The sequence below is a fragment of the Paenimyroides ummariense genome, from assembly GCF_900115115.1.
Lineage (GTDB): Bacteria > Bacteroidota > Bacteroidia > Flavobacteriales > Flavobacteriaceae > Flavobacterium > Flavobacterium ummariense.
The window spans coordinates 1-13,055 of the sequence record NZ_FOVI01000026.1 but is presented as its reverse complement, the minus strand read 5'-3'; the positions used below and the strand labels follow the sequence as shown (position 1 = coordinate 13,055).

The following is a 13,055-nucleotide window of genomic DNA, read 5'->3' as shown; positions in this document are numbered from 1 at the left end:
GTAGCTTTTAAATTTAAGTAAACAACAAACAAATTTTTGTTTTTTAGACAAAAACAAATTTTATTCATTAAATATACTTTTATTATAAAAGGCTACCAAGTTAAATTTACTTTTTAACATTATTGTTTGCATTTTAACTAATTTGTAAAGTATTAATAGCTCAATTGCCAATTGATAGGTGTTTTATCTTGTTGAATTAAATAATTATTTGCTTGAGAAAAATGTCTGTTGCCAAACCATTTGCCTTGATTGGCGCTCATGGGTGACGGATGCCCGCTTGATAAAACTAAATGTTTAGATCTGTCTATGTTTTTTCCTTTTTTAAACGCGTGATTTCCCCACAGCATAAAAACCAAACCACTTTTTTCGTTCGATAGAAAACTAATTACATTTTCAGTAAACTGTTCCCAACCTAATTTTTGATGGCTCGCAGCTTGACCTGCTTTAACAGTTAAAACATCATTCAACAATAAGATCCCTTGTTTAGCCCATTCGGTTAAATCGCCATGACCCGGATTATAGAAATTGACATCGGTTTGTAGTTCACCGTAAATATTTCGTAATGATGGTGGTAAACCAATTCCTTTATTCACAGAAAAACTTAAACCATGCGCTTGACCTTGTCCGTGATAAGGATCCTGACCCAGAATAACAACCTTAACTTTATCTAACGGACAATATTTAAATGCGTTGAAAATATATTCTTTTGGTGGATAAATCGTTTCCTTTTCATAATCAGCATCAACTATTTGTTTCAATTTCTGATAATAATCTTTTGATGATTCTAAGGCGATAAATTCTTTCCAGCTATTCATTCTATTCTTTTTTTAAAATTCAAATGTAGCACATATTCCTTTAAATGATAAATTGTTTGTAAATTTGATGTTTGATAGAGTATTTACAAATGAAATTGATTGCGAAAAAAACGCTACAAGATTTAGAATTCAGCACCATATTAGAACAAATAAGCGATTTATGTACCACCGAAATTGGTAAGGAACATGCATTGCTTATAGAACCAATTGATAATAAAGAACAGCTTTTAGAAGAGTTAAAACAAACGTCGGAATACGTATCTTCTTTCAGCAATCAAAACGCCATACCATCGCATTATTTTGATCCTATTAATTACGAATTAAAAATGTTGCGTATCGAAGACAGTTTTTTAGAAGCATCAAGCTTTAAAAAAATAGCTTCTTTGGTTTCAACCACGAACGAATTAATTACTTTTTTAAAGAAATTTCACGAATATTACAGTGCATTATACAATGCTACAACTATAACCCAGCCTAATAAATTGATTCTGCAAAATATTGAGCAGGTTTTAGATAAATACGGCGAAATTAAAGATACTGCATCGGTTGATTTAAAAGCAATTAGACAAAATATTCAGATTGTTCGCGGAAAGATAAATCAGAGTTTTGGTTTTGCATTGCAACAGTATAATTCGGCAGGGTATTTAGATGATATTAAAGAGTCAATTGTAGAAAATCGCAGGGTTTTGGCGGTTTTGGCAATGCATCGTAAAAAAGTAAAAGGTTCGGTTTTGGGTCAGTCTAAAACAGGAAGCATTATTTACATGGAACCCGAAAATACGTTTAAATTTTCAAGGGAATTAAGTAATTTAGAATACGAAGAACGCGAGGAAATCATGCGCATTTTACGTGTTTTAACCAATAGTATTCGTCCGTTTCATGAGGAACTGATTGTTTTCCAGAATCTTTTGGCGCATATTGATATTGTTGCTGCAAAAGCAAAACATGCCGAAAAAATAAACGGAATTCTGCCAACTATTTCAACAGAAAAAAGATTATTTTTTCGCGATGCGTTCCATCCAATTTTGTTATTAAACAATCGAATTAAGGGCAAACAAACATATCCGCAAACCATAGAATTAACTAATAATGAGCGTATTATTGTTATTTCGGGACCAAATGCGGGCGGGAAATCAATTACATTAAAAACAATTGGTTTGTTGCAGTTAATGCTGCAAAGCGGTATGTTGATTCCGGTACACGAACGCAGTGAAACGTTTTTGTTCGATAGAATTTTAACCGATATCGGAGACAATCAATCTATTGAAAATCAATTAAGTACTTATAGTTATCGATTGAAAAACATGAATTATTTTTTGAAGAAATGTAACGATAAAACCTTGTTTTTAATTGATGAATTTGGTACAGGATCCGATCCGGAATTAGGTGGAGCTTTGGCTGAAGTTTTTCTGGAAGAGTTCTATGATCGGGAAGCTTTCGGAATCATCACTACGCATTACACCAACCTGAAAATTCTGGCGAACGAACTGCCGCACGCAACAAATGCCAACATGATGTTCGATGAAAAATCGTTAGAACCCATGTATAAATTGAGTTTAGGGCAAGCTGGAAGTTCTTTTACGTTTGAAGTTGCACAGAAAAACGGAATACCGTATGGATTGATTAATCGGGCGAAAAAGAAAATCGAAACAGATAAGGTCCGTTTTGATAAAACCATTGCAAATCTTCAAAAAGAACGTTCACGTTTAGAGAAAACATCGGAAAATTTAAAAGAAGAAGAAAAACGTGCCCGTGAAGAAAGCAATAAAATGAATAACATCAACACAAAAATTCAAGATAAGTTAGAACGTTATCAGGAATTGTACGATGCGAACCAGCGATTGATCTATTTAGGACAACGTTTTGATGATCTTTCTGAAAAATATTTCAACAATAAAGACAAGAAAACGCTTATTGGCGAATTGCTTAAAACGGTTGAAATTGAAAATTCTAAACGAAAAAAAATTACCATAAAAGAGAAAAAAGTAAAAGAACAGGAAATTTTACAGTTAAAGGTTGATGTAGAACAAAAATTGGAAAAAATTCGAGAAGAAAAGAAAGAGAAAAAAGCTAAAGAACAACAGCAACAACAGGCAAATAAAACAAATTTCGAGTTAAAAGTTGGCGATCGCGTTCGCATGATCGATGGAAAATCGGTTGGAACTATTGATTCAATCGAGAAGAATAAAGCAACAGTAAACTACGGTTTTTTTACATCGAAAGTTGCTTTGGATCAATTAGAAATGGTCGAACGAAAAAAGTAATCAAAAATGATTAGAATTAGTTTAATCTTAATTTATTTATTACTTGTAACTTCATGTAAACAAACTATTCATGAAAATTCTAACCAGGATAAAGTTTATTATGGTAAATTCTTCTATTGCAATGTAGGTGTAACAACAATAAAAAGTATTAATTGTGAAGAGTTTATAGAAAATTTAGAATCGAGTATTTCATATTTTGAAATCTATGAGAGAGAATTTGGAGAAAAGATAACTATTAATATTCACAATCCAGATAGTATTAACTTTAAGCCTAACTATATTGATGTTAGGTATAAATTAGAATTTGATAATAACATTATTTGTGTTGACTATTTTGGTTACTATAGTTTAAATGATAAAATTATGGGTAAGTTTAAAGATTTTAATCTAATCATAGAATACATTAATAAAAACAAAGACAAATCGATTCGTTTAAAAGAATTACCCGATATAATATCTATTGAATAAAAATCAATAAAAAATGAGTATAATTGATAAAATACCATCAAATAAACAGTTGATTCTTTTTGACGGCGTTTGTAATTTTTGCGATGAAACCATTCAAAAAGTCATAAAAGCAGATAAAAATAATGTTTTTGTTTTTGCATCGTTACAGTCCGATTTTGGTAAAGAAATCATTAAATACATTGGCGTAAATCCGTCGGTAGATTCTATCATTCTATATAATCCGGGTGTGGCATATTATACCGAAAGCGATGCTGCCATAGAAATTGCTAAACAGTTAAACGGTTTCTATCCGTTGTTGCAAATTGGTAAAATAGTTCCAAAAAGTTTGCGTAATTCGGTGTATCGCTATGTTGCCAAAAATCGTTATAAATGGTACGGTAAAAAAGACGAATGTATGATTCCGTCTGCCGAAGTCCGCTCAAAATTTTTATCATAAATAAAACAAATAATTTCATCAAACGTACAGCAATCTGTATATTTGTGCTTTAAAAAACAAATCAATGCAAATATCATATAACTGGTTAAAGCAGTTTATCAAATTAGATATCGCTCCGGAAGAAACAGCCGAAATTTTAACGAATTTAGGATTGGAAGTAGAAGGTATCAACGCTTACGAAAGTTTAAAAGGTGGGTTAAAAGGTGTTGTTGTTGGTCATGTAATTTCGTGCGAACAACATCCGAATGCAGACAAACTTCGTATCACAAAAGTTGATTTAGGCAATGGTGAACCACCTGTACAAATTGTTTGTGGCGCACCAAATGTGGCTGCGGGGCAAAAAGTACCGGTTGCAACTATTGGCACTGTTTTGACTGATAAAGAAGGTAATGATTTTGTTATTAAAAAGGGTAAAATTCGTGGCGAAGAAAGTTTCGGAATGATTTGTGCCGAAGACGAATTAGGTCTAGGCGAAGGTCATGATGGAATTATGATTTTAGATGATAAATTTAAACCAGGTACGCCAGCTGCCGAAGTTTTTGAAGTATATACTGATACCGTTTTTGAAATTGGTTTAACGCCAAACCGTGCCGATGCTATGAGTCATTGGGGTGTTGCGCGTGATTTGCGTGCAGGTTTAATTCAAAACAAACCGCAAAATACTTATTCTGAATTAATTACACCAAGTATAAGCAAGTTTAAGGTTGAAAAACGCACCTTGAAGTACGATATTATTGTTGAAGACAGCAAATTGGCACCGCATTATGCGGGTGTAACCATTTCGGGTATCGAAGTGAAACCTTCGCCGGCTTGGTTGCAAAATTCGTTAAAAGCAATTGGTATCACTCCAAAAAATAATATTGTTGATGCGACTAATTACGTGTTACACGAATTGGGTCAGCCATTGCACGCTTTCGATGCATCGCGCATTAAAGGAAACAAGATTATCGTAAAAAATGCTACAGAAGGCACAAAATTTACAACATTAGATGGTGTTGAACGTACGTTGCATGCAGAAGACATTGTCATTTGCGATGAAAACCAACCGCTTTGTTTGGCAGGTGTTTTAGGCGGATTAAATTCTGGAGTCAGCGAATACACAACAGCTATATTTTTAGAAAGTGCGTATTTTAATCCGGTAAGCATTCGTAAAACGGCGAAAGCTCATGGTATTTCTACCGATGCATCGTTCCGTTTTGAAAGAGGTATCGATCCAAGCATTACCACATACGCTTTAAAACATGCCGCTATATTAATTACTGATATTGCTGGCGGTGAAATTACGTCTGACATTACTGATCTGTATCCAAAGAAAATAGAAGATTTCTCTGTATTCTTAAACTACAGCAACGTCAACAAGATTTTAGGAGAGAATATTCCAAACGAAACAATCAAGAAAATTTTGGTTTCGTTAGACATTAAAGTTACGAATATTACCGATAAAGGTTTAGGATTGTCGATTCCGCCTTACCGTGTTGATGTGCAGCGTGAGATCGATGTTATTGAGGAAATTCTTCGTGTGTATGGTTTCAACAACATAAAAGTTGGATCTAAAATTAACGCAACAATTGCTTACGGATCTAAAACCGACGATCATAAAGTGCAAAATATTGCAGCAGATCAGTTGGTAAGTCAAGGTTTTTACGAAACAATGTCGAATTCGTTAACAACCACAGCTTATTCAGATTTAATTGCTGATATCAATAAAAACCAGCAGGTTGCCATTTTAAATCCGTTAAGTCAGGATTTATCAATCATGCGTCAAACCTTGCTTTTTGGTGGGTTAGAATCGATTGCTTACAACATCAACCGTAAAAAAGCCGACTTAAAGTATTTTGAATTTGGTAAAACCTACGCCAAAACGTTGTCTGGTTACGAAGAATACAAACATTTGGTTTTATTTGCAACAGGAAACAGTAACGGTATCAATTGGAATACACCTGCAACATCTGTTGATTTCTTTTTGTTTAAAGGATATATCGATGCATTATTGCTTCGTTTAGGACTTAAAAATATTGAAACAAGACCTAATGAAAGTGATGTTTTTTCTGAAGGAATCACCTATTATTTAGGCGACAGAAAAGTAGTTGCGTTTGGTAATGTAAAGAAATCGATCTTGAAACATTTCGATATTAAACAAGATGTTTTTTATGCCGATTTTAATTGGAATACGATTTTAAACGTAGTTTCGAGCAAAATTAAATTTGCAGAAATTTCTAAATATCCAGTTGTAAAACGCGATTTGGCATTATTGATAAAGAATGAAGTTTCGTTTGCAGATGTTTATAAAATTGTAAAACAGGTTGATAAAAACTTGATTTCTGATGTTTCTTTGTTCGATGTCTATCAAGGCGATAAATTACCTGAAGGAACTAAATCTTATGCAATCAGCATGAAGTTACAAGACAAAGACAAAACCTTAACCGATGCACAGATTGATAAAATAATGAGTAAAATTCAAAACCAGTTACAGACAGAAGTTGGTGCAGAGTTGAGATAAACAAAAAATCCCGAAATTTTCACTTCGGGATTTTTTTTACATCTTTTTGAAAATTAAATTCGATTTAAAATCTAAATCAATATCCTTTATTACTACTCCACCTTTTGAATCAAATCTAGTAAAGTTATAATCCTGTATTTCTTCTGAAGCTTTTAATTCACTCACAAAATTTTTGCCTTCGTTATTTGTATTGAAAGTTATTGAAACTTTTTCTTGTTTGTAGATCCAGTTTTTTTCGAACATAAACTTCCCGTTTCTTGACTGGCTATGATCAATTACATAAGGTTTCAAAAGCACAAATTCCATTTTCTTTAAATTGAAATTTTTATCGTACAGAAAATATCCTTCGTAAAACTGTTCCGAATAAAATTCAATTACATAATCACCTGCTTTTGTTTTAGATCGTGAAAAGGTATAATCTTTAAAATTGTTAAAAAAATCTAATTCGGGTACATTTACATACTTTCTTATAACCACTTCGGTAAGCCAGTACATTGGTGAATCGTTCCCTGAATAGCGGTTAAAAAACAAGGTATCCATTGCCATTTTATTTCTTGAATCCTTAACAATGCTTTTGTTAATTTTTTTGCTTTTCAGGTTAATGTTCACATCAAACACTGTTTCAGAATTCAGCAATTGAGCCGTATCATTAATCGTTGCCTGATGCGATACCAAGTAATTGTAATTGTTATCGGCATAATTATTATACATTTGGTTACGTACTTTTTTAATGATATCAATAATGCTGCTGCGCGACAATTTATCAATCACCAATTCTTCCAAATCGGTATCGTCAATCTGTGCCTGTACATTCCATGAATTAAAAAAAAGTAATCCAAAAAGTATAAAAAGGTATTTCTTCATTAGTATAATGTTGCTGTGCAAATTTAATGTAATAATAATCTAAACGAAAATATTACATTATAATATACAACTAACGTACCACTTTTTAGGTATTTATTTTAAATTGAACGGATAACGGTTTACAATGTTTGTATTATAGTACGATCCTTTTGATTTTGCAGTTGAAAATTCCTCCCAGACAGTTATAGGTACATTTGCATGAATATACTCTTCTGCACGCGTTGTGTAAATAATCAAATACCCTTCTTTTTCGTTGCAGCTGTAAAATTCAATACGCTTAATCCAAGAACTTTCGGGAGTTGACTGAATTTTTTTAATAGGATAATTCGCTTTTGTAATATCCTTGCGGGCTTCTATAAATGTGCTGTAAGTTCCAGAAAGTTCCTGACAGTCGATTTTGCCTTTACAGGCTAGTAAAGAAGCAGTTCCAAAAATTATAAGTAACGTTTTTTTCATAACACATATATTTATTATAATTTCAAATAAATATAGTGATTTATTTTTTTATTATGAATATTTTAACATTAAACCAAATGAATTCCGTCGTCTTTAATTAAAATTTTCTTCTCTTTATATAAAACTCCGATTGTTTGTTTAAACGTTTTCTTGCTCATTTCCAAAACCGTTTTAATTTCATCGGGATGACTTTTATCGTTCAAACCAAGAAAACCGTTGTTCATTTCCAATTCGGTCAGAATTTTTGTAACACTATCTGATACTTTTTCAAAGCCGATTTTATTTCTTGAAACGTCTATTTTTCCATCGGGTCTTATGTTCTTAATGTATCCAATAATACGGTCACCGGTTCTAAAATCTTCAAAAGTCTCATTCTGATACATCAATCCTTTATGTTTTTCGTTGATGATTACATTAATTCCTGCATCTGTAATGTGCGAAACAATTAAATCAACCTCTTCCCCTACTTCAACTGTAACTTCTGAGTTATCTAAAAATTGATTTAATTTCGATGATCCAACCAAACGGTTCGTTTTATCATCAAGCCTCATATAAATCATGTAATAATTACCGGCAACCATTGGGCGTGCTTGTTCTCTGAACGGAACAAACAAATCTTTTTCTAAACCCCAATCCATAAAAGCGCCGTAATCATTAATGTAGTTCACTTTTAAAAGAGCAAATTCGTTTAAAAAAATGTACGGTTCAAGCGTTGTAGCAACCGGTCGTTCCTCATGATCCAAATAAACAAAAACTTCTATATCGTCTCCAATTTCAAAATTTTCGGGCAGATATTTTTTAGGCAAAAGCACATCTTCGTTTCCATCGGTTAAATACAGCCCAACATTTGTTCTTCTTGCAATTTTTAACGTATTGAAGTTTCCTATTGATATCATAATTACATTTTTTACAAAAGTACAAACAAAAAAGTTGTTATTAGATTTTATGATAATTTTTAAAGCTGTTAAACCAAAAATTATTAACTTACAGATAAAATTACAAACTATGAAAAAAATGTATCATTACGCTACCGTTGAAAAAGCGTTGGAAGAATTAAAAGACAAAGGATTTTCTGTTGATTTTAATGTAGAAGAAAAACAAATTTTAGCATCGCCAAACAGTTTTGGAATTGTGGAAATCTACCGATACGAAGGCATGAGCGATCCTGATGATGAAGCTACCGTTTACGGAATTGAAAACTTTACAACTGGTGAACGAGGCGTTTTTGTTGCCGGAAATTTATCTTTTGCTGAAAGCGATGTAGCTAAAATTTTACTGAAGTTGGAAATTGACGATAGAAAAAATGAAGATTTTTAGTCTTCATTTTTTTATGGTTTTATTTCTAAATCGAACGTTTTAATTAAAAGAACCAATGCCGGATTCAATTCTTTAAGATAATCTAACTTATCGTGAATGGTGTATGCTTTTTTAATTTCGGTTTGTTCGTTGACCCTAACATCAATTTTTAAATGATAATTGTTTAGTTTTTTATGAATGAACGAAACCAGATCGTACAAATTTTCTTCAAAAGTTAATTTACTGCCCGTGTTAGGAAATTCAACAGTTAAAATATTTTCATTTAGAGTCAAATTTGCCATGTTCATAGTTGAAGACATAAGCATTCTGCCGGTTGTGTAGTATTGGTTTGAACAAAAATCCCAATGTTGCTTAAGCTCTTCAAACGTAAAATGATCGTTCGGTAAATCTTCTTGATTGATCTGAATTGGATTTATAGAAGCCTCTAACTCTCTTTTTTTCTTGATGCTTTTTAATGAAAGTGCAGAAATCTGATGCTCGCCCGTTTCTTTTGATAAGATAATTTTCTGCGTATTTAAATCTTCTATATTTGAATTTACAGAAACATCTTCAACATCTTTTTTCTCTTTGACAATAACAGCTTTAGGCTCTTCAACCACAATGGAATGACTGCTGTTTTTACTTACATTTATAAAGAATGCTGCCGGAATCAGTTCTGATTTAAATTTTTTTTTTTTCAGGGTGCGTAAGCGTTGCCAACTGCATTAAACACAATTCTACCAACAAACGCTGGTTTACCGATGTTTTATATTTTAAATCGCACGCATTGGCAATATTAATTGCTTCGATCAATATTTCTTGAGAGATTTTTTGTGCCTGCTGATAAAACAAATTCTTGTTTTCATCGCTAACATCTAACAAAATAAGCGTTTGTGGATTTCTGCAAACCAACAAATTTCTAAAATGCGATGCCAAACCTGTTACAAAATGATTTCCATCGAAACCTTTAGCCAAAATTCCATCGAATGCCAACAATAAGTTCGGAATATCGTTTGAAATAATTAAATCGGTAACCTTTAAATAATAATCGTAATCTAAGACATTGAGATTTTCTGCAACAGCTTGCCTAGTTAAATTGGTTCCACAGAACGATACAACTCGGTCAAAAATAGAAAGCGCATCACGCATAGCTCCATCTGCTTTTTGAGCAATAATCTGCAAAGCATCATCTTCAAAAGTAATATTCTGGCTAACAGCAACTTCCTTTAAGTATTCTTTTGCATCGTTAACGGTAATTCGCTTAAAATCAAATATCTGACAACGAGATAATATGGTTGGAATAATCTTATGTTTTTCTGTTGTTGCCAAAATAAAAATGGCATGTTTTGGCGGTTCTTCCAACGTTTTCAAGAATGCATTAAAAGCTGCCGATGACAACATGTGCACCTCATCTATAATATACACTTTATAGATTCCCGTTTGTGGTGGTATACGAACTTGGTCAATTAAATTACGGATATCTTCCACCGAGTTATTCGAAGCCGCATCTAATTCAAACACATTAAAAGCAAAATCTTCATTAGGATCATCGTAACCGATCTGGTTAATTTTTCGAGCCAAAATACGTGCACAAGTAGTTTTACCAACTCCGCGCGGACCGGTAAATAATAATGCCTGAGCCAAATGATTGTTCTCTATGGCATTAACTAACGTGCTTGTAATTGTTTGCTGACCAACAACGTCTTTAAAAGTTTGCGGACGGTATTTTCGTGCCGATACAATGAATTGTTCCATGAATGTATTGCTTATTGCAAATATACCAAAAATGTTTGATTAATTTTCTTCGGGATAATAACCAGAATCGCCTAATTTGTTTTTCCACTTGGTTTTTACCTGATCCATTTTAAGATTTCGGGCTGCTGGGCGGTAATCAATTCTGCCTTCGGCAGCCAGTTCCTGTATCAACATTTCTATGTAAAAATCCTCTAGAACATCGGCAGGTTCGTACTTTGTCTTTAAATTAATATCGAACAATTTAGCTGCTTGCTGGTTCCAAAATGCAGACCAGCCGCTTTTTAAATCTTTAACCAATTCAAACGTACTTTTATTTGTTTGGCGGTTGATTAGTTTAACCAAAATTTGTCCGTCTTTACGCGAAAGTTTTTTCAAAGGTTCTTCGAACTGATCTTTCAGGTATTTTTCTGTTTGCCTTACGTACTTTCTTTTTTGCGAATTTGATTCCATCTTCGCCATATTTTCATTTAAAGACGTTAAGTTGTCGCTGGTTTTAACGGCATATCCGTAAACCCGCAAAATTCTTCTTTTTAAAACATTCTGTATCTTAATGCGTTCTAATTCTTCCTTCGAAAAATTAATATGTAATTCAGGCAGTAAAAATTCTTTTTCAATCTCACCGTCGTCTAAAACATTTGTCCGCAAAGAATCGGCATATTTCTCCCAATCATGTACTTGTGCATTGATTTGTAATGCAAAAAAAGAAAAAAATATTATTAAAAATTTTTTCATTGTTAAGCGTGTAATTTTAAAGTAAATATAGAACAAAATTATTAGTAAATTCGTTTAAAATTTTTACAAAAATTATGACTGCAAAAACTATACTAAACAATGATTCGTTGACCTTTTTAGAACGTTATTTAAACAACGCATCACCAACAGGTTTTGAAAAAGAAGGACAAAAATTATGGATGGATTACATAAAACCTTATGTGGATACGGTTTTTACAGATACTTACGGAACCTGCGTTGGTGTGATAAATCCAGATGCGGAATTTAAAGTGGTTATTGAAGGACATGCAGACGAAATTTCGTGGTATGTGAACTATATTGCAGAAGACGGAATGATTTACGTGATTAGAAACGGCGGCAGCGACCAAATGATTGCGCCTTCAAAACGAGTTAATATTCACACAAAAAACGGAATTGTTAAAGGTGTTTTCGGCTGGCCGGCAATTCACACCAGATTACGTGCTGGGAAAGACGAGCCGACACCAAAAATTGAAAATATTTTTATTGATTGCGGATGCGAATCAAAAGCCGAAGTAGAAGCTTTGGGAATTCATGTGGGTTGTGTTATTACCTATCCTGACAGTTTTGAAATTTTGAACGATAATAAGTTTGTGTGTCGTGCATTAGATAACCGTATGGGTGGATTTATGATTGCAGAAGTTGCGCGTTTACTGAAAGAAAACAACAAAAAATTGCCTTTTGGTTTGTACATAACCAATTCGGTTCAGGAAGAAGTTGGTTTACGCGGTGCCGAAATGATCACGCAAAGTATTAAACCGAACATTGCAATTGTTACCGATGTTTGTCATGACAGCACAACACCAATGATCGACAAAAAGATTGAAGGCGAAACTAAAATTGGATCTGGTCCGGTAATTACCTACGCACCTGCAGTTCAAAATAATTTACGCAATTTAATTATTGATACAGCCGAAAAGAACAGTATTCCTTTTCAAAGGTTAGCATCTTCTCGCGTTACGGGAACAGATACCGATGCTTTTGCTTACAGTAACGGCGGTGTAGCATCAGCTTTGATTTCATTACCTTTAAGATACATGCACACAACCGTTGAAATGGTTCATAAAAATGATGTGGAAAATGTAATTAAGTTAATTTACGAAACTTTGTTAAATATAGAAAATAACCACGATTTTAGTTATTTTAGGTAAAGTTCAAGTTTTAGTTAAGTTTGAACTGACTCTTAGTACATTATCTAAAAAATATTAAACCAATAATATTCAGTTATTTACCTTTTTGCCACAGATACACGATATAATATTATAGATTAAACCTACTAATAATAAAATTTCCACAGGTTCTTGAACACTTAAAAGAAGGTGTCTAAAAAGGTCACCTTCTTTTGTTTATAACGAATTTTTTATAATATCTATTTTTATTAAGCAGCGAGAAGTTCAAGACTTCTCATTTGTTTGATTTTAGTGTCCACACCAGATTTGCAACTAATTTTT

General features: G+C 32.8%; 13 protein-coding genes. 6 read left to right on the top strand and 7 right to left on the bottom strand.

Annotated elements, in window-relative coordinates; genetic code table 11:
- Positions 1-152: 152 nt before the first annotated feature.
- Positions 153-815 (bottom strand): uracil-DNA glycosylase, encoded by a 663-nt coding sequence (gene ung, locus BM253_RS14230; protein WP_091525639.1) that lies wholly within the window; start codon positions 813-815, stop codon positions 153-155.
- An 89-nt stretch (positions 816-904) separates the two neighbouring features.
- Here ung and BM253_RS14225 point away from each other — a divergent pair, with 89 nt between their 5' ends.
- From BM253_RS14225 to pheT, 4 genes are all read left to right on the top strand, one after another.
- Entirely contained in the window at positions 905-3,079 is a 2,175-nt protein-coding gene (locus BM253_RS14225; protein WP_091525637.1) for an endonuclease MutS2, read from the top strand.
- 6 nt (positions 3,080-3,085) lie between these two features.
- Complete coding sequence (locus BM253_RS14220; RefSeq protein ID WP_091525635.1) at positions 3,086-3,547, top strand: hypothetical protein; 462 nt, start codon at positions 3,086-3,088, stop codon at positions 3,545-3,547.
- A 19-nt stretch (positions 3,548-3,566) separates the two neighbouring features.
- Positions 3,567-3,983, top strand: coding sequence for a thiol-disulfide oxidoreductase DCC family protein (locus BM253_RS14215; protein ID WP_091525687.1), 417 nt, complete (start codon positions 3,567-3,569; stop codon positions 3,981-3,983).
- 64 nt (positions 3,984-4,047) lie between these two features.
- Positions 4,048-6,483 (top strand): phenylalanine--tRNA ligase subunit beta, encoded by a 2,436-nt coding sequence (gene pheT, locus BM253_RS14210; protein ID WP_091525633.1) that lies wholly within the window; start codon positions 4,048-4,050, stop codon positions 6,481-6,483.
- A 36-nt stretch (positions 6,484-6,519) separates the two neighbouring features.
- Here pheT and BM253_RS14205 read toward each other — a convergent pair whose 3' ends face one another.
- The 3 genes from BM253_RS14205 to BM253_RS14195 form a co-directional block, all read right to left on the bottom strand.
- A complete protein-coding gene (locus BM253_RS14205) occupies positions 6,520-7,347 on the bottom strand; it encodes a hypothetical protein (protein ID WP_091525631.1) in 828 nt (275 codons plus the stop codon).
- Positions 7,348-7,440: 93 nt separating this feature from the next.
- Positions 7,441-7,803: a KTSC domain-containing protein gene (locus BM253_RS14200; protein WP_091525629.1), complete on the bottom strand. Its 363-nt coding sequence runs from the start codon at positions 7,801-7,803 to the stop codon at positions 7,441-7,443.
- 68 nt (positions 7,804-7,871) lie between these two features.
- A complete protein-coding gene (locus BM253_RS14195) occupies positions 7,872-8,699 on the bottom strand; it encodes a CvfB family protein (protein ID WP_091525628.1) in 828 nt (275 codons plus the stop codon).
- A 109-nt stretch (positions 8,700-8,808) separates the two neighbouring features.
- Here BM253_RS14195 and BM253_RS14190 point away from each other — a divergent pair, with 109 nt between their 5' ends.
- Complete coding sequence (locus BM253_RS14190) at positions 8,809-9,120, top strand: hypothetical protein (RefSeq protein WP_091525685.1); 312 nt, start codon at positions 8,809-8,811, stop codon at positions 9,118-9,120.
- An 11-nt stretch (positions 9,121-9,131) separates the two neighbouring features.
- Here the strand turns inward: BM253_RS14190 and BM253_RS14185 are convergent, their stop codons facing one another.
- The 3 genes from BM253_RS14185 to BM253_RS14175 all read right to left on the bottom strand — a co-directional run bounded on the left by BM253_RS14185 (position 9,132) and on the right by BM253_RS14175 (position 11,586).
- Complete coding sequence (locus BM253_RS14185; protein WP_091525626.1) at positions 9,132-9,719, bottom strand: hypothetical protein; 588 nt, start codon at positions 9,717-9,719, stop codon at positions 9,132-9,134.
- A gap of 61 nt (positions 9,720-9,780) precedes the next feature.
- Complete coding sequence (gene dnaX, locus BM253_RS14180) at positions 9,781-10,854, bottom strand: DNA polymerase III subunit gamma/tau (protein WP_091525623.1); 1,074 nt, start codon at positions 10,852-10,854, stop codon at positions 9,781-9,783.
- A 39-nt stretch (positions 10,855-10,893) separates the two neighbouring features.
- A complete protein-coding gene (locus tag BM253_RS14175; protein ID WP_091525621.1) occupies positions 10,894-11,586 on the bottom strand; it encodes a DUF4294 domain-containing protein in 693 nt (230 codons plus the stop codon).
- A gap of 74 nt (positions 11,587-11,660) precedes the next feature.
- Here BM253_RS14175 and BM253_RS14170 point away from each other — a divergent pair, with 74 nt between their 5' ends.
- Entirely contained in the window at positions 11,661-12,755 is a 1,095-nt protein-coding gene (locus BM253_RS14170) for a M42 family metallopeptidase (RefSeq protein WP_091525618.1), read from the top strand.
- Positions 12,756-13,055 lie beyond the last annotated feature (300 nt).

Excerpts from the sequence above, each read along its gene's own strand:
- ung (WP_091525639.1), bottom strand. The coding sequence starts at position 815 with ATGAATAGCTGGAAAGAATTTATCGCCTTAGAATCATCAAAAGATTAT.
- BM253_RS14225 (WP_091525637.1), top strand. The coding sequence starts at position 905 with ATGAAATTGATTGCGAAAAAAACGCTACAAGATTTAGAATTCAGCACC.
- BM253_RS14220 (WP_091525635.1), top strand. The coding sequence starts at position 3,086 with ATGATTAGAATTAGTTTAATCTTAATTTATTTATTACTTGTAACTTCA.
- pheT (WP_091525633.1), top strand. The coding sequence starts at position 4,048 with ATGCAAATATCATATAACTGGTTAAAGCAGTTTATCAAATTAGATATC.
- BM253_RS14205 (WP_091525631.1), bottom strand. The coding sequence starts at position 7,347 with ATGAAGAAATACCTTTTTATACTTTTTGGATTACTTTTTTTTAATTCA.
- BM253_RS14200 (WP_091525629.1), bottom strand. The coding sequence starts at position 7,803 with ATGAAAAAAACGTTACTTATAATTTTTGGAACTGCTTCTTTACTAGCC.
- BM253_RS14195 (WP_091525628.1), bottom strand. The coding sequence starts at position 8,699 with ATGATATCAATAGGAAACTTCAATACGTTAAAAATTGCAAGAAGAACA.
- BM253_RS14190 (WP_091525685.1), top strand. The coding sequence starts at position 8,809 with ATGAAAAAAATGTATCATTACGCTACCGTTGAAAAAGCGTTGGAAGAA.
- dnaX (WP_091525623.1), bottom strand. The coding sequence starts at position 10,854 with ATGGAACAATTCATTGTATCGGCACGAAAATACCGTCCGCAAACTTTT.
- BM253_RS14175 (WP_091525621.1), bottom strand. The coding sequence starts at position 11,586 with ATGAAAAAATTTTTAATAATATTTTTTTCTTTTTTTGCATTACAAATC.
- BM253_RS14170 (WP_091525618.1), top strand. The coding sequence starts at position 11,661 with ATGACTGCAAAAACTATACTAAACAATGATTCGTTGACCTTTTTAGAA.